The following is a 20,526-nucleotide window of genomic DNA, read 5'->3' on the forward strand; positions in this document are numbered from 1 at the left end:
TCATGAACGCCTCCCAGCGCGGTTTTACCTTGATCGAAGTCGTGGTGACGCTGGCCCTGATCGGCCTGCTGGCCGGCATGGCCGCGCCGTTGACCGAGACCCTGGTGCGGCGTGGCAAGGAGCAGGAACTGCGCACCGCGCTGTATCAGATCCGCGATGGCATCGACGCCTACAAGCGTGCCTTCGATGCCGGCTACATCGAGAAATCGCTGAACAGCAGCGGTTACCCGCCGAACCTCAAGGCACTGGTGGAAGGCGTGCGCGACGTGCGCAGTGCCAAGGGGGCCAAGTTCTACTTTCTGCGCCGGATACCCCGCGATCCGCTGGTGCCGGCCAAGCGTGACGACAACGGCGGTTGGGGCCTGCGGGCCTACGACAGTTCAGCCCAGAACCCGCGCGATGGCGAAGACGTGTTCGACGTCTACTCCCACGCCAAGGGCCGTGGCCTCAACGGCATCGCTTACAGCGAGTGGTGACTCTCATGCGCCGGGAAAAGGGTTTTACCTTGCTCGAACTGATGGTGGTGATGGCGATCATCGCGACCCTGATGACCATCGCCTTGCCACGCTACTTCAACAGTCTCGAAGCCTCGAAAGAGACCACGTTGCACCAGAGCCTGTCGGCTATGCGCGAGGCGCTGGATCACTACTACGGCGACACCGGGCGTTATCCCGATTCCATCGAGCAACTGGTCGAACAGCGTTACCTGCGCAATGCGCCACTGGACCCGATCACTGAGCGCAATGACCAGTGGGTGCTGGTCGCGCCGCCGGAAGGTGTGGCGGGTGGCGTGGCCGATATCAAGAGCGGTGCTACCGGGAGGGCGCGTGATGGCAGCCAGTATTCCGAGTGGTAAGCGCGCGGAGCAGGGCGGGTTCACCTACCTGGGCGTGCTGTTCCTGATCGTGATCATGGGCATGGGCCTGGCCAGTGCCGGCGAGTTGTGGTCGACGGTTTCGCGGCGTGATCGCGAGAAGCAACTGCTGTGGGTCGGCACCCAGTACGCCCAGGCGCTGCGCAGCTACTACCGCAGTTCGCCGGGGTTGGCGCAGTACCCGAAAGAACTCGCTGACTTGCTCGACGACCAGCGTTTTCCAGAAGCCCGGCATCACCTGCGTCAGCTCTACCCTGACCCGATTGGCGGCGGCGAATGGGCGCTGCAACGGGGCTTCGACGGACGCATCACCGGGATCAACAGTCCGTCCACCGAGGTGCCGTTGAAGCAGGCGGACTTCCCGTCGCAATGGTCGGACTTTGAAGGCATGCAGCGTTATTCGGACTGGCAGTTCGTCGCTGAAAAAGCCTTTCTCGATGGCACCGGCCCTGGCAACGGGTCCCCGGTCAAAGGCCAGTCGGCCTTGCCGCAGGCGTTGCAGCCATGAGCCGGCAATGGTGGTGCGCGTTGATCTTCGCTGCCGTGGCGTCTTTCGCCAGCGCCGCCGAGGAAGACGAAATGATGGGTTTCATCGTCGACGACACGATCTCGCACATCGGCCACGACTTTTACTACTCGTTCAGCGAACGCCTGCGCGACACCAGTCCGATGGATTTCAACCTGGTGGTGCGCGAGCGCCCCGATGCGCGCTGGGGCAGCCTGGTGACCGTGGAATATCAGCAACGCCTGGTGTATCGGCGCTTCCTGCCGCCGAACACCGTAGAACTGAAGGACGAGGCCTACGAGGCCGCCGACTCGGTTCGACTGGAGGTCGTCCGGCGCAAGCTGGAAGCCTTGTTGCAGGACACCACCGACCTTGAGAAGGACGAACTATGAACACGACAACGTTCTCACGGCGCCGCGGATTCTGGATCTCGGGGTTGTTGATCGGGCTTGCCAGCGCCGCCGGCGTCCAGGCCACCGAACTGGTCTACACGCCGGTCAACCCGTCGTTCGGCGGCAACCCGCTCAACGGCACCTGGCTGCTCAACAACGCCCAGGCGCAAAACGATTTCGATGATCCGGACCTCAAGAAACGTACGACTGTGGCCGGCACTTCGGCGCTCGAACGTTTCACCAGTCAATTGCAGTCGCGGTTGCTAGGGCAACTGCTGGACAACATCTCCACCGGCAACACGGGGAGCCTGTCCACCGACGCTTTTATCGTCAACGTCGTCGATGACTCGGGGGCACTCACGATTGAAGTGACCGACCGAGCGAGCGGCGAGGTTTCTGAAATCAAGGTGAACGGCCTCAACCCATGACGGGATGACGGTTCCGGGGAGTGATGGACATGAAAAAAATAATAGCGCTAGGGCTGATGTTGGCGGCATTACAAGGGTGTGGTCTGCGTGAGCCGATGCCGGCCGAGCAGGACACCGACACTCCGACCCTGACCCCCAGGGCCTCGACCTACTACGACTTGCTGAAAATGCCTCGACCCAAGGGCCGTTTGATGGCGGTGGTGTACGGCTTCCGTGACCAGACCGGGCAGTACAAACCGACTCCGGCGAGTTCATTTTCCACCAGTGTCACCCAGGGCGCGGCGTCGATGTTGATGGACGCGATGCAGGCCAGCGGCTGGTTTGTGGTGCTCGAACGCGAGGGGCTGCAGAACCTGCTGACTGAACGCAAGATCATTCGTGCGTCGCAGAAGAAACCCAATACGCCGGTGAACATCCAGGGTGAGCTGCCACCGTTGCAGGCGGCGAACATGATGCTTGAGGGCGGGATCATTGCTTACGACACCAACGTGCGCAGCGGTGGGGAAGGGGCGCGGTATTTGGGGATCGATTTGTCCCGTGAATACCGGGTTGACCAGGTGACTGTGAATTTGCGTGCGGTGGATGTTCGTAGCGGGCAGGTGTTGGCGAATGTCATGACCAGTAAGACGATTTATTCGGTGGCGCGCAGTGCGGGGATTTTCAAGTTTATCGAGTTCAAGAAGTTGCTTGAGGCTGAGGTCGGGTATACGACTAATGAGCCGGCGCAGTTGTGTGTGCTTTCGGCGATTGAGGCGGCGGTGGGGCATATGGTGGCGCAGGGGATTGAGCGGCATCTTTGGCAGGTGGCGGGGGATGCTTCTACGCCTGGGCAGGATGATGTCTTGAATCGCTATTTGACTCAGAACAAGGTGGATCCGGATGCGGAGTGAACTTGGCGGCCTTTGGGGCGACCAGGTTCTGGCTGATGTATCCGGTTCAAATTTTGGGAGCCAGCCTGCTGGCGATGGCTATTTTTCAGACGTGGGCGTTATTGCGAATTTACCCGGAACCCTGTGGGAGCTGGCTTGCCAGCGATGGCGCCCGGTCAGTCGGTGGGGGGCTTTCTGGCCGGGTACATATCCATTTCTGCGGTAACGGCTGCTTAGGGTTTCGCCCTGACGGCGAGTCACCTTTTCCAAACGCCGAAAAGGTAACCCAAAAGGCTTTACCCTGACGTTCGGCCCTCGCTGTGGCTCGGGTTCCTTCGCTCCGGGATCGATCCGGGGGCATCGCCTACGGTTTGCTTCGCTGCACCTCCTCTCGATGTGTTTGGCTTCGCCAAACGGTCGATGCGCTCCCACCCCCGGATGAATCCCTCCACTCAGCCTGCCGAAGGGGCCGGCACGTCAAAAGCGGTACTCGAGCTAACGCTCATTGTGTTGAGTGGTGAGAGGCGAAAGGCAGAAAGCAGAAAGCGGACTGCTTTTGCTTTGATCGTTCCCGCGCTCCGCGTGGGAATGCAGCCCGGGACGCTCCGCGTCCCATTCTCGAATGTTTAAAAGTTGTGTCTGTTTTAACGATCCTTCCCACAAGGTTTTCAGGTTGTCCGTCGGAAGCGCGGGCTCTAGCCTGTTTCTGTCGCTGCCAATTCAGCGATCGGGATTGGAAACCCCGACGAGAACCGAGCGCACAAGCGCTTTTCATAACGTATGCTTGCGCACCTTGAAAAGTGTGCACTCCGTTATGGCGGCTGTGCGCGGGAGACCTTCGGGTCAACCGGGTTCTCCGTTCCCCGGGTTTCCAGCCTGCGTACAGCTGCCACCCATTCGTTCGGAAACCGAATGGGCCAGCTTCATTTCAGGATCGGAGATTCACCATGTTCAAACCAACACCCAACCCACCCGAAACCCAAGCCAACCTCGAAACCGACCCAACCTCCCCATACACCTCCATCGACTCGAAAAAACTCCACGAAGCCGCCGAGCGCGCCCTGGACCATTACCTCTGCCCCGGCGCCCACATCATGGGCAGCGTCAACGAACCCGCCCCGATGTACCTCGCCAACCCGGCCTACAACACCGAATCCCTGCTCGCCAACGCCAGCGAATCCCTGGGCTCGGCCAGCGAGATGCTCAACAACTTCGCCGCCACCCTCGACCCCGCCCACCGCAAGACCGCATTGGGTATCGCGCAGATCCTCATGTTGAGTGAGCTGGCCGTAAATCAGGCCTTGGATCACGTCGAACTGAAGGGCTGATCCAGCACATCCCCAATAAAAAACGCGGCCCAGCAATGGGTCGCGTTTTTCACATTCAAACTGGAGTCACCATGGATCCCCTGATCTCCACAATCGTTTCAGACTTCGAAAGTGAAGAGCAGGCCGCCAGCTACGACCGCTGGTTCCTTGCCGAAGTCCAAGCGTCAATCGATGATCCAAGGCCCAGCATTTCGCATGAACAGGTGCTGGCTGAAATCTCGGCCCTCATGGAGGAGCAACGAAGAAAGTATGAGGCGAGGTGAGTTCTGTGCGTCGGAAATGTGAAAAGTAGAAAAGCGCAATGTAGATTTTTGATCGTTCCCACGCTCTGCGTGGGAATGCAGCCCTTGTTGCTCCGCGTCAAATTCGCGAGCTGGAGCGCGAAGCGTCCCTGGAGGCATTTCCAACTGAGTCTGCTCGACGTTTCGACGTGGAAACAATCAACGACTCAAGTCTCAGCGCAAAAAAAACGCCCCCCAAAGGGAGCGCATTTTTTGCTTCAGTGAGGTTATTCATTGTGTGACCGAGCGCCACATCACAGATATTCCTGACGTGCGTGCACAACGCCCAGAATATTTATCCGGCCCACCGCTTGGTAAATGAGCAGGTAGTTGGGATGTACCACCATCTCACGAGTGCCGGGAGTTCGCCCCACTCGATAGAGGTGTGGATGTTTGGCAACGATAATCGTGGCGGCTTCAATAGCGTTTGAAAGCTTGTTAGCCGCTTTGAAATTACGGTCACTGATGTAGTCAAGAATGTGCAGGAGTTCAGCCCGAGCTTCGGGCTGCCACTCAACCTGCATCGTATTTTTTACGCTTTGCTTCCATCAGGGCATGCATTTCGGCCATCACCTGATCATTAGGAATGCTCGGACGTGGGTCATTCATGGAGGCTTGTATTTTGGCGATCAACCAACGGTCATAACTCGCAGCCTGCTCCTCGGGACCAAGATCCGAAACAACCGGGCACAGTGGGTCGATCAAAGACGGGTCGATCATGGAACCTCCGGGTTTGGTGCCTGGAAGTCTATTCGGTAATGGTATCGCTGTCGTCGCTGTCTGGATGAATTGCATGTTGGCCAAGCTCCATGAGGATCAAGTTGTCCCGGCAAATCCTAGAGCCTGCACTTCCGACGGCCAACCGCCAGAATTCGTCAGAAAAGTCCCCGATCTTCTGAAAACGGTACGTTTTCCGTAGGACGCCACTCGAGCCTCAGCGCAAAAAAAACCGCGACCCTCAGCAGGTCGCGGTTTTCCAACACTCAACCCTTACTGCTGCAACACCGTCGCCTGGTTAGCCGACCCAAACTGTTGAATATTCGCCGTCTGCGTCATCCCGCTCTGATCCACATTAGCAATGTTCCCCGTCCCGCCCTGGGTCACGTACGCCACGTTCATGGTGTCAGCCTGTTTCACGGTGATCATGTTGTCGCTGCCATACAGCTGCGCGGTGTACGCCTGGTTGCCGGTGCCGGACTGGTCGAACTCGGTGCTGTTGCCAGTGCCGTTCGAGGTGCCTTGGGCCAGGTTGGTGGTGCCGCGTTGATCGGAGATCAGGATGTTGTCGCTGCCGTTCTGGTCGAAGTACAGCTCGTTGTAGGAATCAGCCTGGCTGACTGTAGTTTTGTTGCCGGTGCCAGTCTGGTGGGTGGTCATGGTGTGGCCGACGCCATCCTGGGTGAAGCTGGCGATGTTGCCGTTACCCGCCTGATTGATCGTCGCACGCTGGTTGCTGCCGAACTGGCCGCCGTGTTGCGGGCCTTTCCAGTTGCTGGCGTAGACCTTGTTGTCGTTGCCCACGGAGGTGGCGTTGAGTGTGTGACCGTCGCCGCTCTGGTAGGTGTAGTGCACGTTGCCGTTGCCGACTTGATAGAGCGACAGCGTCGAGTTGACCGACTCGAACTGGTCGGCGTAGATGGCGTTGGTGTTGCCGACCTGGGTGACGGCGGCAGTGTTGTTTTCGCCGAAGCTCTGGTCGACCACGGTTTCGTTGCTGTCGCCGTATTGGTTGACGGTGGCCTGGCTGGCCAGTTGGGTGTCCTGCCAGATTTCGCTGCCGTTGAGGTTGCCGAACTGGTTGATGGTGATGTTGCCGCCGGTGCCGTTGCGCTGGTCGGCGTAGCCGTAGTTGTTTTCGCCGGCCTGGTTGATGCCGATCTGCCCGCCGTTGTGGGTGACCTGTTCGGCGGTGCCGTAGTTGGCGGTGCCGTATTGGGTGATCACCGAGCTGTTGCCGCTGCCTTCGTACAGTTGCTCGATGTTGGCTTCGTTGCTGTCGCCGAACTGGAAGGTCTTGCCTTCGCTGCCGTTCTGCGAGTCCTGGTAGACGAACGAGAAGTTGCCGGTGCCTTGCTGCTGTTGCAGGACGGTGTTGGGTGAGCCGAAGCCCAGCGACTGGCTGGCGTGGGTGGTGTTGAAGGCGCCGACCTGTTGTTGGGTGATGGTGCCATTGTCTTCGTAAAGTTGTTCGGCATACGCGGCGTTGTAGTCGCCGACCGCGTCCTGGGTGATGACGCTGCTGGCGGTGTCTTGCACGGCGGCGGCGTCGTTGCCCTGGCCGAGTTGGGTCTGGGTGGCGCTGCTGAACGGGGCCTGGGTCTGCTTCACATCGGCGATGTTGGCAGTACCGACCTGGCTCTGGGTGGACAGGCTGTCGTCGGCCATGGCCTGGGCACTGAACATGACCAGGATGGCGGCGGTGAGGGGCGTCAGTTTGAACATGATGAACTCTCCGATGATTGCAGTGCTTAGCGATATTGCTTGACCGAAACGCTCATGCCGTTGCCCGACTGGGTCACGGCGCTTTGCAGCCCCGTGCCGGCCTGCTCGATGCTGGCGTCGTTGTTGTTGCCGTTTTGCGAAATCTGCGCGCGGTTGTGGCTGCCGTTTTGTGTGATCGATGCGGCGTTGCCGGAACCGTTTTGCGTGATCAACGCCATCAGGTCGCTGCCTTGCTGAAGGATGTACGCTTCCTGATTGCTGCCCGACTGCACGATGTTTCCAAGCAGCGACTGACCGTTCTGCGAGAGCAGCGCGAGGTTGGCCTGGCCGTTCTGGTCGATCAGGGCTTGCTGGCCCACAGGGGGCGGCAGTTCGCCGAGATCGGCGCTGTTGGGCGCCAAGTCATCGTTTTCCATCAGGTCGTCGGCGCGCACACCCGCACTGCCGCACAGGGCGAGCAGGCAAAGCAGGGCGGCGGTCGGCGTGTTCATGGCGTTATCCTGTGCTGTGTCGTGTTGCTTAAACCTGAAATCGTGGCTGAGAGCAGCCCCACCCACTCCGCGCTCAGGCGGTGTGGGGCGGGTGGGGCGTGGGCTCAGAGGGTGGTCACCGAGATGGTGCGCACGGTGCCTTGGGACGAACGGATGGTGGCGGTCGGGTTGGCCGATGGCACCACCGTCGTGTTGTTCAGCGTCAACCGCCAGCGTCCGGTGACCGGTACCGTCGTCGTGCCGAGGGTGACCAGCCCGGTCGGGGTGGTGACCTGCACGGTGATGGTGTTGCCGGTGGTCACGGACGAGGTGCCGGCGAAGTCCCAGTTGAAGCGGTTGCCGGAACGGGCCTGCACGGTCGAGGTGGTGATCGTGAAGGTTTCCGCCGCTGGCCGTGGCGACACTTGCACGGTGACCGTGGCCGGCGTCGACAGGGCGCCGAAGCTGTCCCGGGCGATGTAGGTGAAGGTCGTGGTGAACGCGGTGGTCACGGTGGCCGGTGGGGTGTAGGTGATCACCGTGCCGTCAGTGCTGACCGTGCCGCGTCCTGCCGGCGGTTGGGTCAGGCTGGCGACGCCCAGCGGCGTGTTGCCTTCCGGATCGGTGTCGTTGGCCAGCACGTTGATCGGGATCGCCACGCCCAGTGTTGCGACGCTGTCGGCGACGGCGGTCGGTGGCCGGTTCGGCGCCACGCTGATGGTCACCGTGGCCGGGTTCACCGAGGCCAGGCCTTTGCTGTCCTGAGCTTTGTAGGTGAAGGTCGTGGTCAGCGGTGCGTTGACCACGGCTGGTGGGGTGTAGACCACTGACGTGGTGCCATTCAGGGCGACGGTGCCCTGACCGGCCGCCGGTTGAGTCAGCGCGGTGATGGTCAGCGGTACGTTGCCGTCCGGGTCGTTGTCGTTGGTCAGCACGTTGAGGGTGATCGGCACGCCGAAGCTGGTGCTGCCGGTGTCGGCGACGGACAGCGGCGCCTGGTTTTCACCGGTGTCCGGTGCGTTGCCGACGACTACCACCGGCTCGGTGTCGCTGCCGCCGGCGGCGGATTTGACCGTGACGGTGGCCGGTGGCTGGGTCAGGTCGGCGACGGTGATTTTTTGCAGAGTGCCGGTTTTCGACAGGCGTCCGTAACCTTGGGCAACCATGTCCGGTACGGCGACTTCATCGGTCGACGTGGCCTCAATCAGCAGGCTGTGGTTGGCCCAGCTGTAGCGGGCGGTCTGGATTTTCACCACGTCGGTGAGCTTCGCCGAGACCGAGGTTGGACGGGTGGTGCCGGCCGGATTGGTGGCGGTCACGACCACCACCGACGGCAAGGTGCCGTTGCCCAGGCGCTGGCCGAAGAACAGGCCGTTGTTGTCACCCAACAGGCTGGTCTGGCACGGCGTTTTCGGCGGTCCTGGCAGCAGCGCCAGGGTTTCGCGGAAGCACAGGGTCGAGCTGCTGTCAGACTTGGCGAACACTTCGGTACGCACGCCGGCCGACGTCCGGCGATAGGTCGCGCGATCGAGGGCTACGTGGGTCTGTTGACGGTTGTCGAGGACCTTGCCGGCGACGGTGAACAGCGTGGTCTGAATCGAGCCCGCGCCCGAGGGACCGTCGATCCGCACGAAGTTGGTGTTGAACGGGCTGCCGGTCACGGCTTCGGTGAGGTTCGGGTCACCGACGAAGGTTTCGACGCTGCCACTGTCCGGGTTCACTTCGGTGTACGGGCCGTTGATGCTGCGCAGGAACGGTCCGATGGCACCGTTGAGCGCGCCGCTGAAATTGCCCGGGGCGCCGATGCCGACGTCCTTGGTGATGTTGATCGCCCGCCGGCCCGGCGTGGTGACGGTGACTGTTTCCACGCCATAGGGGTGGGTGATGGTGTAGGTGCCGGCCACGGGGACGTTCACCCGGATACGGATCCGCGCAAAGCTTTGCTGGTCGCCATCGATCGGGTTTTCCGAGGCGAAGGCCGCTTCTACCCCGGCGACGTAGGCGTCCATACCAAAACCGGCGCCGTTGTTGGGGATATTGGTTTCAGCCAGGAACCAGAAGGCTTCCGGCGGCCAGTTGTCGGGGAACACCATTGGCAGTGTGTCGTCAAAAATCCCCGGCTCGGGCAGCAGGGTGCACATGTACGCCGGCGGGGTGGCGGCCGGCACTCGCGAGCTGGCGGCGCGCGACTGGCAGAGCTCCATCGACAGCAGGTTGTTGTCCTGATACCACATCGGGAATTTCCCGGTGGCGAAGGTGTAGGGGCCGGGGTCGACGGCGGCCAGTTGCGCGAACGCACTGCCGGTCAGCGAGATTGTCAGCCCGAGCGCGTTGAGCGCGAAGCGTGGCCACTTGTTCATGATGCCTCCTGATGCGGATCTGGGCATGTGAGCGTTCATTGCACGATGACCACTTCTTCGGTATCGCTGCCGCCGTTGGACGACGTCACTCGCACCTTGGCCGGTGGAATCGGGGTGATCCCGGTGGTCAGGGTTTTCACTGCGCCGTCGCCGCCCAGCGCACCGATAGCGGCGCCGCTGCCGGAGGTGGCGGTGAGTACCGGCGGCGAAGTTTCGTCACTGGTCGAAGCCACCAACGTCAGTTGCCCGGAGCTCAGGCTGTATTCGGCGCGCTGGATCACCACCAGGTCGGTCAGGGTCATGGGCAGGGTGGTCGGCGAACTGGTAGCGATAGCCAGGTGGTTGTCGGCGGTCACTTGCAGCGTGCTCGGCAAGGTCGGGTTGACCTGCGATTGCGCGTACCAGCTACCGGTGCTGTCGGCCTCTTTGAGGTTAAGCACCGGCGTGCTGCTGGTGACGGCTACGGTGGCCGGGGCAGGCGGAGCTTTGACGAACACGTCTTGTTGGGCCACCGGGGCGCTGTCGCCGGGTTTGCGCGAGTAGGTGCTGCGTTCGGTGATCAGCGGCGTTGGCCGAACCACCGTCGACAACTTGCCGGAGACGGCAAACACCGTGGTGCGCAGGTCGATGCCGCCGGGGCCTTCGATGCGGATGAAATTGGTGTTGAACGGACTGCCGGTCACCGCTTCTTCAAGGTTCGGGTCGCCGACGAATTGCTCGGCACCGCCCGCCGGATTGGTTTCGGTGTAGGGCCCGTTGACGCTGCGCAGGAACGGCCCGACGTCACCCTTGAGCGCGCCGTCGTAGGTTTTCGGACTGCCGATGCCGATGTCACGGGTCATGTTGATCGCGCGGCGACCGGGGGTGTCGACGGTGAACACGTCGACGCCGTACGGGTGGGTGATCACGTAGGTGCCGGCGGTGGGGACGTCGACCCGAATACGGATCCGGGCGAAGCTGATCTGGTCGCCTTCCACCGGATCACCGCCACTGAACGCAGCTTCAATGGCCGAGCCGTAGGACAGATTGATGCCCCGGGCCGCATCGACAACAGTGCCGTCGGCGGTGAACCAGAACGCTTCGTCGGGAAAGTTGGTCGGGAAGACGATCGGTTGGGCGTCGTCGAACACACCGGGCGTCGGAATCAGCGAGCACATGTACGAAGGGGCGCCGGGCGTACTCGGTACGCGCGAGCTGAGTGCTTTGGACAGGCACAGATCCAGCGTGCGACCGTGGGTGTCCTGATACCAACTGGCAAATCCGCCGGTCGCCGGGGCATAGGGGCCGGGATCGACGGCGAACAGAGCGGCCTGGGCAATGCCCTGGGCCAAGGCGCTCACGACCAGGACGGTCGCGGTTTTGGACAGTAAAGGGTGCATGAGTTAATCCCTCTATCGAAGTGCCTGCCCCTTGGGGGTGGGTCAGTTGCAGAGGGGCTTTACAACTTCCATACCAACGACCGCGTAACGGTCGGGAGAGGCCCGTGGCGCAAGGGTTGGCGAGTGCGGGTGGAGATTTTTTGCAGCGCGGACATCGGGCGACAGTCCCCAGGATTGGGGATTGTGGGGATCAATCGGCAAGGCGGATTTGCAGATCGGTGATCGTGGGGCCGTTCACCCCCCGCATCCGGGCAATCACCCAACCGTGGGCTATAACCCTATAGGGACGTATCGGGAAGTCGCCGCCATGAACATGCAGTCAAAATCGCTACCGGTCGAGGAGAGCAGCCTGCGCCTGGGTTTGCGCAAGCAGCCGTTCAATCTGCTGCGCTGGTTTTCATTGATCAGTATGGCGGTGATCGGCACGGTGGCCGTGGCGCTCGGGACGGTGTCGACGCGTTTCGTGATTGAAGAGAGCGTGCAGCGTGATGCCTTGCTGACCGCGCAGTTCATTCAGGCCATCGCGTCGGCAGAGGTGCGTCACGTCTCGATCCCCAATATCCGCACCATGGGCGAGTTGCTCGACCCGCGTCAGGACAACGACTTTCCCGATGTCGACCCCAGGGCACGGGCCAGCGCCCGGGGTGAATTTCTCGATCACATCGAGCATTTGCCCGATGTGATCCTCGCCAATGTCTACTCGCCGGATCGCCTGGTGATCTGGTCGACCAACCCGGCGCTGACCGGCACGCGGATTCATGCCGATGACGATCTCGACCGGGCGTTCAATGAAAAGATTCCGGTTTCGGCCAGTTATCACGACGTCGACAAGGGCCGTGAAGAACAGAAGTTCGTGGTGCCGCCGGATTACATCTTTATCGAAAACTACATCCCGCTGTTCGACGCCGATGGCAAGAACGTCACGGCGATGGTCGAGATCTACAAGGAACCCAAAGACCTGATCGCCCGCATGGAGCGCGGCCTGACCCTGATCTGGCTGGCCACCGCGCTGGGCGGCGGGCTGATCTATCTGGGGTTGTACTGGATCGTGCGCCGGGCGGCGATTCTGTTGGCGGCGCAACAAAAGCAACTGATTGCCAATGAAACCTTTGTCGCGCTGGGTGAGATGTCCTCGGCGGTGGCGCACAGTTTGCGCAATCCGTTGGCGACCATCCGCTCCAGCGCCGAATTGGCCCTGGAGTTCGATGCGGGGCCGGCGCAGAAGAACATCAAGGACATCATCGGCCAGGTCGATCGCATGTCGAAGTGGGTGCGCGAACTGCTCCAGTCGCTGCGACCGCTCAACGACGAACCGGAGCCGGTGAACCTTGTGGCGGCGCTGCATGAAAGTCTGGTCGCGTTCGAGCAACAGATCGCCAAGGCCGGTGTGCAGGTGGTGTTTCATCCGCAGCAGACACCGATGGTGCTGAGCCAACCGGTGCAACTGACGCAAATTCTCAACAGCCTGCTGGCCAACGCCTTGGAGGCCATGGACAAGGGTGGCACGCTGACCATTACGCTGGAGCCCACGGATAATCGCGGCGTCAGCGTCATGCTCAGCGACACCGGCAAAGGCATGAACGAGGAACAGCGCAGCATGGCCTTCCGGCCGTTCTTCACCACCAAGCAGGGAGGGCTCGGTGTGGGGCTGGTGCTGGTCAAGCGGATCATGGAGCGTTTCGGCGGCGGCGTGACCCTGGACAGTCGCGAAGGCGAGGGCACCACCGTTCGTCTGGCGTTTCAACTCATCCAGTAAATTGGGGTGAACTTCCCCCAGGAGCGGGTGTCAGCCCCCGGTCACCGGGGAGTGGGGAATCCAACAGCGTCTGTAACGGCTTGTTTCAGCGGGGATTAATACTTTGGCGAGGTAATTGCAAAACACCATCACCCCTTCCTTAGATGAGGCGGCTGGTGATGGACAGAGCAACGCGTTACCCCAACAAGTTATTCCTGCTGACGCCGTTAAGCGTCTTTCTGGCATTGACCCTCGGCACCATGGCCGGGGTTCGAGCGAGCCCGATTGATGACGAGAACCAGCCGGAAACCTCCGACCCGTCGGCGTATTACGACGAGCCGGCCGATGAGCCGGCGGCACTCAACGCCATCCTGACCATGCCCGAGGCCAACGAAGATTCCTTCGATCTGCCTGACGGGGTGAAAGGCACGCGCAACACCACGCGTTCGGAAAACATCCTGCCGCCGACCGTGCAGACCAGTTTCAATTACCCCACGAATGGCAAGCCGAGCCCGTTGTACGGTGCCCAGCCGTTCACTCAGCAAATCGTCCTGTTCGAAGAGTTCGGCCCGGAAAAACTCGACCCGACCACCCCGGCCGCGCCGCTGAGCTTTCCACCGGCCGCCATCGGTCCGGCACCGGCCCAGGACCCGAACAGCATCGCCCGCAGTGCGCCACCCGGCACCGCGCTGGACGCCTTTTTGCGTCAACCGGGGCTGACGCCGTTCCCGAGTCAGTTCTCCAACGTGGTCGACCGCAACCCGTGGCAGTCGCAAATTGAACTGTTCCTCAACCGTCACATCGGCTCATCCGCCGAAGGCCGGCCACCGGGAAAAGGCTGGGCTCACCAGCGCTGGAACGAGTTCTACCCCCAAGTCGCCTACAAGACCGTACAAACCGGTGCACGTCTGAACGGTGGCCTGCGTGACAGTCGGCAGATGCACGGTTATGCCGTCGGCGAGTTCGGCCCCGGCGGGCTGTACCACAACGTCGCTGGCGTGCCGGCAACCGATGGCACGGCCAAGGGCGTCGATGCGCGTTTCCACCCGGCGATGCCGGTGCAGAACCACAACTCGGTGTGGACATTCGACGGCACGCTGCCACCGAAACTGCTGATGGTGCGCTACGGCCAACCGGTGATCATGCGTCACTACAATGGCTTGCCGATTGATCCGGCGGCCAACCGTGGTTTCGGTCTGCACACCATCACCACCCACGAACACAACGGCCATTCGCCGGCGGAAAGCGATGGCTATGCCAACGCGTTTTTCTTCCCCGGCCAGTATTACGACTATCGCTGGCCGATCCAGCTCGCCGGTTACGACAGCATCAACACCAAGGCTGAAGATCCCCGCGCGGCGTTCCCCTGCGCACCGGGGGAAACCCTGTGGGTCAACGACCTTGCACCGGCGAAGAAGACCTGCGACCACGGCACTATCAAGATCCGTGGCGACTGGCGCGAAACCATGAGCACCCACTGGTTCCACGACCACATGCTCGATTTCACCGCGCAGAACGTCTACAAGGGCAACGCGGCGATGATGAACTACTACAGCGCCCTGGATCGCGGTAACGAATCGGTGAACGACGGGGTCAACCTGCGTTTCCCCAGCGGCAGCGCCTTGCCGTGGGGCAACCGCGACTACGACGTCAACCTGGTGTTCGCGGACAAGGCCTGGGATCAGGAAGGCCAACTGTGGTTCAACCCGTTCAACACCGATGGCTTCATCGGCGATCAGGTGCTGGTCAACTGGCAGTGGAAACCGACCCTCGACGTACGCGCCCGCAGTTATCGCTTCCGCATCCTCAACGGCTCTGTGTCGCGTTACTTCAAACTCGCTCTGGTACGGGAAATCAAAGGCACCAGCGGTGAATTCCAGGGGCCGAAGAACTCCGGTGTTTCCTACAGCCGCGTGCCGTTCCACATGATCGCCAACGACGGCAACATCATGGAACACAGCGTGCCGTTCGACGGCTCGATGGACCTCGACGCCGACGGCGACAAACAGAACCACAACGCGATCCTGCCGACCCAGGGCATCGCCGAGCGGTTCGACATCATCGTCAACTTCTCGAAAAACGGCATCAAACCGGGCGACAAGCTGTTCTTCGTCAACCTCCAGGCCCAGGACGACGGCAAAGGCCCGAAAGAGACGATCTCGCTGTCCGACGTGCTCTCCGAGAAGTACCTGGCGGTGATCAAACAGACCAGCAAAGGCCCGCAGTGGGACAAGGGCGATCCGGCGGTGGGCAAGGTCTTGCAGCTCAACGTCAAGCCTTTCACCGGCCAGGACCTGGCCATGGACCCGGCAGCCTACGAACCGGCCAAACCGGGCAAGGCCGAAGGCATGGTGATGATCCCGCTGAAAATCCACCGCGACAACGCCGCCGACAAAGCGCTGCTGGCCAACGCCCGTCACCGCACCTTCACCTTCGGCCGCAGCGACGGCACCGATGAAGCACCGTGGACGGTCAAGACCGATGGTGGCTTCGGCTTCCACATGGACCCGCGCCGGTTGAACGCTTCGACCAAACTGGCCAGCGGTCCGACCGACGCAGGCACCGCCGGGTTCGGCACTCTGGAGGTGTGGAATATCAAGCTTGGCGGCAAGGGCTGGAGCCATCCGGTGCACGTGCACTTCGAGGAAGGGATCATCCTCAGCCGTGGCGGCAAGGCCCCGCCTGAGTGGGAAAAATGGGCGCGCAAGGACGTCTATCGCATCGGTTCGGAAGCCGACGGGCTGGACAGCGTGGAAATGGCGATCAACTTCCGCGAGTTCGCCGGGACCTACATGGAGCACTGTCACAACACCCAGCATGAGGACAACTCGATGCTGCTGCGTTGGGACCTTGAGAAGCCCGGCCAACTGCAATTGATGCCGACACCGCTGCCGAGCTGGGATGGCGTGCGCTACGTCAACTCCGCCGCGCTGCCAACCTTCCGCGCTGGCGATGGCTTCGGCCCGCAAGTGACCGTGAAGAAATGAAAAGGGAGGGAGCCGACATGACCCAGCCAACGCCGCGCTCCCGCGCCCTTGGCATGCACTTGATCCTGGTGCTGGTCACCTGCCTGCTCGGCAGTCAGGTGCTCATCGCTCATCAAGCGCTGCCCGAAGGCGCCAGCGAATCCGCCACCCCGTGGGGTGGCGACTATTTCCCCAACACCCTGCTGACCGATCAGGACGGCAAGCAGGTGCGCTTTTTCGATGACCTGATCAAAGACAAGGTGGTGGTGATCAATTTCATCTTCACCTCCTGCAGCGACTCCTGCCCACTGGAAACTGCACGCCTGCGCCAGGTGCAGAAACTGCTGGGGGACCGGGTCGGGCAGGACATCTTTTTCTACTCGATCACCATCGATCCGCTCAGCGACACCCCCGAAGTGCTCAAGGCTTATTCGCAACGCTTCAAGGTTGGCCCCGGCTGGAAATTCCTCACTGGCGAATTCGAAGACGTCACCGACCTGCGCAAGAAACTCGGGCTGTTCATCGAAGGCGTCGACAACGGCCGCACCAAGGATCACAACCTGAGCCTGATTGTCGGCAACCAGAGCACCGGGCGCTGGATGAAGGCCTCGCCGTTCGAAAATCCGTGGATTCTCGCCGATCAACTGGCCAACACCTTGCAGAACTGGAAGCAGCCAAGCATCGAGGAAAGCTATGCCAATGCGCCGGAAATTCGGCCGCCGAGCAACGGCGAAGAACTGTTCCGCACCCGTTGTGCTTCGTGCCACAGCCTCGGCCCACAGGACGGCGAAGGCATCGGCATGCGCAACATCGGCCCGGACCTGATCGGCGTGACCCGCCAGCGTGACCCGGCCTGGCTCAACCGCTGGATCCGCGAACCGGATCGGGTACTGGCGGAAAAGGACCCGATCGCGCTGCAACTGTTCGAACAATACGAGCGGATTTCGATGCCCAATCTGCGCCTCGACGAACAGTCAGCGCAGTCGATCATCGACTTCCTGCGCGATGAAACCGAGCGTCAGCACCCAACCGCGCAGCCCTTGGCTGACGGGGCGTTGACGCCAATAAGTCCGGACACAAGCAGCGAAACGGTGAGTCGCATGCGCTAGCGGCTAAATAGCATCATTGAGACCTGTGTCACGGTCATTGCCACCTACACTCACTCGTGAGGTGGCTGTAACCGGTTCGATACAAAATGCCAGGGCACCCCCATGCAACGACTGGAAGAACAAAAAATACCTGCGCCGAACGTCGCGGCAGCAGCCATCAAGAGTTGGGGCGGACAGTTCAACCTGCTGCGCTGGTTCTCGCTGGCCAGTTTTTTCATCATCGCCGCCGTGGCGCTGGGTCTGGGCTATATCTCCACGCGGTTCGTGGTCACCGAAAGCGTAGAGCGCGATGCGATGCTCACGGCGCAATTTGTCCAGGCCATCGGCGATGCGGAAATGCGCCACGCCGGCATCACGCCGCTGCGCACCATGGGTGAAATGCTCGACCCGCGTCAGGACAAGAACTTCCCCGATGTCGACCCGCTGGCGCATGTCTCGGCGCGGGCCGAATTTCTCGATCATGTCGAACACTTGCCGGACATCCTCCTGGCGACGGTCTATGCCCTGGATCGCACGGTGATCTGGTCGACCAACCCGGAGCTGGTCGGCGTGAAATTCGAGGACGACGACGAGCTGGACGAGTCATTCGAAATGAAAGTGCCGGTGTCTTCCAGCTACCACAAGATCGACGACGAAAAACCCGAACAGAAGCTGTCCCGCGAGCCCAAATACCTGTTCATCGAGAACTACATCCCGATGTTCAACGCCGACAAAAGCAAAGTCATCGCCATGGTCGAGATCTACAAGGAACCGGCGGATCTGGTAGACCGCATCGACCGTGGTTTCGCCGCAATCTGGGCGGCGACGATCCTCGGGGGCGCGGCGATTTACCTCGGGCTGTTCTGGATCGTTCGGCGTGCTTCGACCTTGCTGCAGAGCCAGCAACAGCAACTGATCAGCAACGAAACCTTTGTCGCACTGGGCGAGATGTCCTCGGCGGTGGCCCACAGCTTGCGCAACCCGTTGGCGACCATCCGTTCCAGCGCCGAACTGGCCCAGGAAGTGGCCAGCCAGAGCGCCCAGCGCAATATCGGCGACATCATCAGCCAGGTCGATCGCATGTCGCGCTGGGTTCGCGAGTTGCTGGTGTCGCTGCGGCCGATGAACGATGACGGCGAAGCCGTGGATCTGCTGGCGGCGGTCGAAGATACCCTTGGCGCGTTCGATGCATCGATTCGGCGTAGCGGGGTCGAAGTGCGGTTCAACCCGAAAGACTGCCCGCCGGTCGTCAGCCAACGGGTGCTGTTGACGCAGATTCTCAATAGCCTGTTTGCCAACGCTCTGGAGGCGATGCCCAAGGGCGGCGTGCTGAGTGTCGATATTGAGGCACCCCACGCCGGCCTGGTGTGCATGACCCTGGGCGACACCGGCAAAGGCATGAGCGCGCAACAGCAACAACTGGTGTTCAAACCGTTTTTCACCACCAAACAGGGCGGCCTCGGGGTTGGCCTGGCGTTGGTCAAAAGAATCATGGAGCGTTTTCAGGGCTCGGTTGTACTGACCAGCCGCGAGCAGGAAGGAACCCGCGTCAGTCTCAACTTTAAAGTGGCATCGGGAGGGGAATATGGAACACAGCATTCTGCTGGTCGAGGATGACGAACTGTTGGCCGACAATATTCAGACCTACCTGGAGCGCAAAGACTTCGAGGTGACGGTTTGCCATTCGGCTGAAGACGCGCTGGGGCAACTGGAAAGCTTCATGCCGGACATCGTGCTGACCGACAACTCGCTGCCGGGCATGAGCGGTCACGACCTGATCCAGAAGCTGCGCATCAGCGCGCCGGATCTGAAAGTGATCATGATGACCGGTTACGGCAACGTCGAAGATGCGGTGGTCGCGATGAAGGAGGGCGCCTTTCATTACGTCACCAAACCGGTCGCGTTGCCGGAACTCAAACTGCTGCTGGACAAGGCCCTGGCCACCGAACGGATGGAGCGCACGCTGTCGTTTTATCAGGAGCGCGAAGCGCAGAAATCCGGGGTGCAGGCGCTGATCGGTGAATCGGCGCCGATGCAGCATTTGAAGAACACCATCGGTCAGTTGCTCGAAGCCGAACGGCGCATGACCAACGGCGATCTGCCGCCGGTGCTGGTGGAAGGCGAGACCGGGACCGGCAAGGAACTGGTGGCGCGTGCGCTGCATTTCGACGGCGCGCGCAGCAAAGGACCGTTCATTGAATTCAACTGCGCGTCGATCCCCGCCAACCTGGTGGAGTCGGAGCTGTTCGGTCACGAGAAAGGTGCGTTCACCGACGCCAAGGATCGCCGCGTCGGGCTGGTCGAGGCAGCCGACGGCGGCACGCTGTTCCTCGACGAAATCGGCGAGATGGATCTGGTGCTGCAGGCCAAACTGCTGAAGCTGCTGGAGGATCGCACCATTCGCCGGGTCGGCTCGGTGAAGGAGCGCAAGGTCAACCTGCGGGTGATCAGCGCCACCAACTGCAACCTCGAACAGATGGTGCAGCAGGGCAAATTCCGCCGTGACCTGTTCTTCCGCCTGCGGATCATCTCGATCAAGGTGCCGCGCCTGTATGCCCGTGGCGACGATGCGCTGTTGCTGGCGCGGCATTTTCTCGCCAGCCACGGCAAGCGCTACGGCAAACCGAACCTGCATTTCAGCCAGCAGGCTGAAGAGCTGCTGCTCAATTACACTTGGCCGGGCAACGTGCGCGAACTACGCAACATGCTTGAACAGACCGTGCTACTGGCACCGAGCGACACCATTGCCGCGCACCAGTTGAACGTGTGCATGAGCCTGGTCGACGAGCCGCCGTTGCATCAGCATCAGCATCACGAAGTGCCGCACTTCGAACCGCGCCCGGCGAGCAACACCGAGTCGATGAACCTGCCGGAGGTCGAGCGCGACATGGTGCGCAAGATGCTCGACAAGACCGACTGGAACGTCACCAAGTCTGCCCGCTTGCTGGGCCTGAGCCGCGACATGCTGCGCTACCGCATCGAAAAGCTCGGCCTGGCACGCCCGGACAAGCGTCAGTGGTAGACCGCGTTACTCCGTGGGTTCGGCGGGCTCAGGCATTCCAGCAGGCACGTCGGATCCAGCACCTCGTCGTTGACGTAGATGCCGCGCTCGGCGTCGTACGTGCGGATAAACACTCGCACCGTCGCGTCGGCCACGGTCGGCAGCTGTGAATCGTGGAAGTCGTGGCGATCGGGGATCACCACGAAATCCTGCGGCGTGGTGTCATCGAACGGCCGAGGCGGCTGGGCATTCAGCGACGGCGGCGCCGGATGGGCGAAGGGCTGGTTCGGCCCGTAGTAATTGAAGTTGCTGTCGAGGGCTTGCGCCTGTGTGGCGGCGAGCAGACAGGCGGATAGCAGCAGCCGGTTGAACGTTTGCATGGCAGCACCTGTGGAAGCGGTTTTCCCC

At 61.4% G+C, this 20,526-nt stretch carries 20 protein-coding genes; 13 read left to right on the forward strand and 7 right to left on the reverse strand.

Annotated features, from left to right (window positions below; all coding sequences use genetic code 11):
* The first annotated feature begins 2 nt into the window (after positions 1-2).
* The 8 genes from JJN09_RS23990 to JJN09_RS24025 all read left to right on the forward strand — a co-directional run bounded on the left by JJN09_RS23990 (position 3) and on the right by JJN09_RS24025 (position 4,659).
* Positions 3-476: a type II secretion system protein gene (locus tag JJN09_RS23990; RefSeq protein ID WP_249484045.1), complete on the forward strand. Its 474-nt coding sequence runs from the start codon at positions 3-5 to the stop codon at positions 474-476.
* A gap of 5 nt (positions 477-481) precedes the next feature.
* Positions 482-856, forward strand: a complete 375-nt coding sequence (locus JJN09_RS23995; RefSeq protein ID WP_096821322.1) for a type II secretion system protein — start codon at positions 482-484, stop codon at positions 854-856.
* Complete coding sequence (locus tag JJN09_RS24000) at positions 831-1,382, forward strand: type II secretion system protein (RefSeq protein WP_249484046.1); 552 nt, start codon at positions 831-833, stop codon at positions 1,380-1,382. The genes JJN09_RS23995 and JJN09_RS24000 overlap by 26 nt, the downstream gene beginning before the upstream one ends.
* Positions 1,379-1,771, forward strand: a complete 393-nt coding sequence (gene csgE, locus JJN09_RS24005) for a curli production assembly/transport protein CsgE (RefSeq protein ID WP_249484047.1) — start codon at positions 1,379-1,381, stop codon at positions 1,769-1,771. The genes JJN09_RS24000 and csgE overlap by 4 nt, the downstream gene beginning before the upstream one ends.
* On the forward strand, positions 1,768-2,199 hold the full coding sequence (locus JJN09_RS24010; protein WP_249484049.1) for a curli assembly protein CsgF: 432 nt from the start codon (positions 1,768-1,770) through the stop codon (positions 2,197-2,199). The genes csgE and JJN09_RS24010 overlap by 4 nt, the downstream gene beginning before the upstream one ends.
* A gap of 29 nt (positions 2,200-2,228) precedes the next feature.
* Positions 2,229-3,089 (forward strand): CsgG/HfaB family protein, encoded by an 861-nt coding sequence (locus tag JJN09_RS24015; protein WP_249484050.1) that lies wholly within the window; start codon positions 2,229-2,231, stop codon positions 3,087-3,089.
* A gap of 926 nt (positions 3,090-4,015) precedes the next feature.
* Positions 4,016-4,396: a hypothetical protein gene (locus tag JJN09_RS24020; RefSeq protein WP_249484051.1), complete on the forward strand. Its 381-nt coding sequence runs from the start codon at positions 4,016-4,018 to the stop codon at positions 4,394-4,396.
* A 71-nt stretch (positions 4,397-4,467) separates the two neighbouring features.
* Positions 4,468-4,659 carry an antitoxin gene (locus tag JJN09_RS24025; RefSeq protein ID WP_249484052.1) on the forward strand — a complete coding sequence of 64 codons (192 nt, stop codon included), beginning with the start codon at positions 4,468-4,470 and terminating at the stop codon, positions 4,657-4,659.
* 272 nt (positions 4,660-4,931) lie between these two features.
* Here the strand turns inward: JJN09_RS24025 and JJN09_RS24030 are convergent, their stop codons facing one another.
* From JJN09_RS24030 to JJN09_RS24055, 6 genes are all read right to left on the reverse strand, one after another.
* A complete protein-coding gene (locus JJN09_RS24030) occupies positions 4,932-5,201 on the reverse strand; it encodes a type II toxin-antitoxin system RelE/ParE family toxin (protein WP_249484054.1) in 270 nt (89 codons plus the stop codon).
* A complete protein-coding gene (locus tag JJN09_RS24035; protein ID WP_085613439.1) occupies positions 5,191-5,397 on the reverse strand; it encodes an antitoxin in 207 nt (68 codons plus the stop codon). The genes JJN09_RS24030 and JJN09_RS24035 overlap by 11 nt, the downstream gene beginning before the upstream one ends.
* A 270-nt stretch (positions 5,398-5,667) precedes the next feature.
* Positions 5,668-7,119 (reverse strand): curlin, encoded by a 1,452-nt coding sequence (locus JJN09_RS24040; RefSeq protein ID WP_249484055.1) that lies wholly within the window; start codon positions 7,117-7,119, stop codon positions 5,668-5,670.
* A gap of 26 nt (positions 7,120-7,145) precedes the next feature.
* Positions 7,146-7,610: a curlin gene (locus JJN09_RS24045; protein WP_249484056.1), complete on the reverse strand. Its 465-nt coding sequence runs from the start codon at positions 7,608-7,610 to the stop codon at positions 7,146-7,148.
* A gap of 104 nt (positions 7,611-7,714) precedes the next feature.
* The gene (locus tag JJN09_RS24050) at positions 7,715-9,949 is read right to left on the reverse strand and encodes an Ig-like domain-containing protein (protein WP_249484057.1); all 2,235 of its coding nucleotides are present in this window, start codon (positions 9,947-9,949) and stop codon (positions 7,715-7,717) included.
* Between the two features lie 35 nt (positions 9,950-9,984).
* Positions 9,985-11,328 (reverse strand): hypothetical protein, encoded by a 1,344-nt coding sequence (locus JJN09_RS24055; RefSeq protein ID WP_249484059.1) that lies wholly within the window; start codon positions 11,326-11,328, stop codon positions 9,985-9,987.
* Between the two features lie 307 nt (positions 11,329-11,635).
* Between JJN09_RS24055 and JJN09_RS24060 the strand changes: the two genes are divergently transcribed.
* The 5 genes from JJN09_RS24060 (at position 11,636) to JJN09_RS24080 (ending at position 20,139) form a co-directional block, all read left to right on the forward strand.
* Positions 11,636-13,084, forward strand: coding sequence for an ATP-binding protein (locus JJN09_RS24060; RefSeq protein WP_249484060.1), 1,449 nt, complete (start codon positions 11,636-11,638; stop codon positions 13,082-13,084).
* 158 nt (positions 13,085-13,242) lie between these two features.
* Positions 13,243-16,050 (forward strand): multicopper oxidase domain-containing protein, encoded by a 2,808-nt coding sequence (locus JJN09_RS24065; protein ID WP_249484061.1) that lies wholly within the window; start codon positions 13,243-13,245, stop codon positions 16,048-16,050.
* A gap of 17 nt (positions 16,051-16,067) precedes the next feature.
* A complete protein-coding gene (locus tag JJN09_RS24070; RefSeq protein WP_249484062.1) occupies positions 16,068-17,138 on the forward strand; it encodes an SCO family protein in 1,071 nt (356 codons plus the stop codon).
* A 102-nt stretch (positions 17,139-17,240) separates the two neighbouring features.
* Entirely contained in the window at positions 17,241-18,734 is a 1,494-nt protein-coding gene (locus tag JJN09_RS24075) for a HAMP domain-containing sensor histidine kinase (protein WP_249484063.1), read from the forward strand.
* Positions 18,703-20,139, forward strand: coding sequence for a sigma-54 dependent transcriptional regulator (locus JJN09_RS24080; RefSeq protein WP_249484064.1), 1,437 nt, complete (start codon positions 18,703-18,705; stop codon positions 20,137-20,139). Before JJN09_RS24075 ends, JJN09_RS24080 begins: the two co-directional genes overlap by 32 nt.
* Here JJN09_RS24080 and JJN09_RS24085 read toward each other — a convergent pair.
* Positions 20,130-20,498, reverse strand: a complete 369-nt coding sequence (locus tag JJN09_RS24085; RefSeq protein ID WP_096821338.1) for a hypothetical protein — start codon at positions 20,496-20,498, stop codon at positions 20,130-20,132. The two genes, JJN09_RS24080 and JJN09_RS24085, sit on opposite strands and share 10 nt — an antisense overlap.
* Positions 20,499-20,526: the final 28 nt, after the last annotated feature.

Origin of the sequence: Pseudomonas sp. HS6 (assembly GCF_023375815.1) — a bacterium.
Classification (GTDB): Bacteria; Pseudomonadota; Gammaproteobacteria; order Pseudomonadales; family Pseudomonadaceae; genus Aquipseudomonas.

Coding starts and splice junctions, on each gene's coding strand:
- JJN09_RS24010 (WP_249484049.1), top strand. CDS start 1,768: ATGAACACGACAACGTTCTCACGGCGCCGCGGATTCTGGATCTCGGGG.
- JJN09_RS24040 (WP_249484055.1), bottom strand. CDS start 7,119: ATGTTCAAACTGACGCCCCTCACCGCCGCCATCCTGGTCATGTTCAGT.
- csgE (WP_249484047.1), top strand. CDS start 1,379: ATGAGCCGGCAATGGTGGTGCGCGTTGATCTTCGCTGCCGTGGCGTCT.
- JJN09_RS24020 (WP_249484051.1), top strand. CDS start 4,016: ATGTTCAAACCAACACCCAACCCACCCGAAACCCAAGCCAACCTCGAA.
- JJN09_RS24015 (WP_249484050.1), top strand. CDS start 2,229: ATGAAAAAAATAATAGCGCTAGGGCTGATGTTGGCGGCATTACAAGGG.
- JJN09_RS24075 (WP_249484063.1), top strand. CDS start 17,241: ATGCAACGACTGGAAGAACAAAAAATACCTGCGCCGAACGTCGCGGCA.
- JJN09_RS24045 (WP_249484056.1), bottom strand. CDS start 7,610: ATGAACACGCCGACCGCCGCCCTGCTTTGCCTGCTCGCCCTGTGCGGC.
- JJN09_RS24050 (WP_249484057.1), bottom strand. CDS start 9,949: ATGAACAAGTGGCCACGCTTCGCGCTCAACGCGCTCGGGCTGACAATC.
- JJN09_RS24085 (WP_096821338.1), bottom strand. CDS start 20,498: ATGCAAACGTTCAACCGGCTGCTGCTATCCGCCTGTCTGCTCGCCGCC.
- JJN09_RS24070 (WP_249484062.1), top strand. CDS start 16,068: ATGACCCAGCCAACGCCGCGCTCCCGCGCCCTTGGCATGCACTTGATC.
- JJN09_RS23990 (WP_249484045.1), top strand. CDS start 3: ATGAACGCCTCCCAGCGCGGTTTTACCTTGATCGAAGTCGTGGTGACG.
- JJN09_RS24060 (WP_249484060.1), top strand. CDS start 11,636: ATGAACATGCAGTCAAAATCGCTACCGGTCGAGGAGAGCAGCCTGCGC.
- JJN09_RS24030 (WP_249484054.1), bottom strand. CDS start 5,201: ATGCAGGTTGAGTGGCAGCCCGAAGCTCGGGCTGAACTCCTGCACATT.
- JJN09_RS24000 (WP_249484046.1), top strand. CDS start 831: ATGGCAGCCAGTATTCCGAGTGGTAAGCGCGCGGAGCAGGGCGGGTTC.
- JJN09_RS24025 (WP_249484052.1), top strand. CDS start 4,468: ATGGATCCCCTGATCTCCACAATCGTTTCAGACTTCGAAAGTGAAGAG.
- JJN09_RS24065 (WP_249484061.1), top strand. CDS start 13,243: ATGGACAGAGCAACGCGTTACCCCAACAAGTTATTCCTGCTGACGCCG.
- JJN09_RS23995 (WP_096821322.1), top strand. CDS start 482: ATGCGCCGGGAAAAGGGTTTTACCTTGCTCGAACTGATGGTGGTGATG.
- JJN09_RS24080 (WP_249484064.1), top strand. CDS start 18,703: ATGGAACACAGCATTCTGCTGGTCGAGGATGACGAACTGTTGGCCGAC.
- JJN09_RS24035 (WP_085613439.1), bottom strand. CDS start 5,397: ATGATCGACCCGTCTTTGATCGACCCACTGTGCCCGGTTGTTTCGGAT.
- JJN09_RS24055 (WP_249484059.1), bottom strand. CDS start 11,328: ATGCACCCTTTACTGTCCAAAACCGCGACCGTCCTGGTCGTGAGCGCC.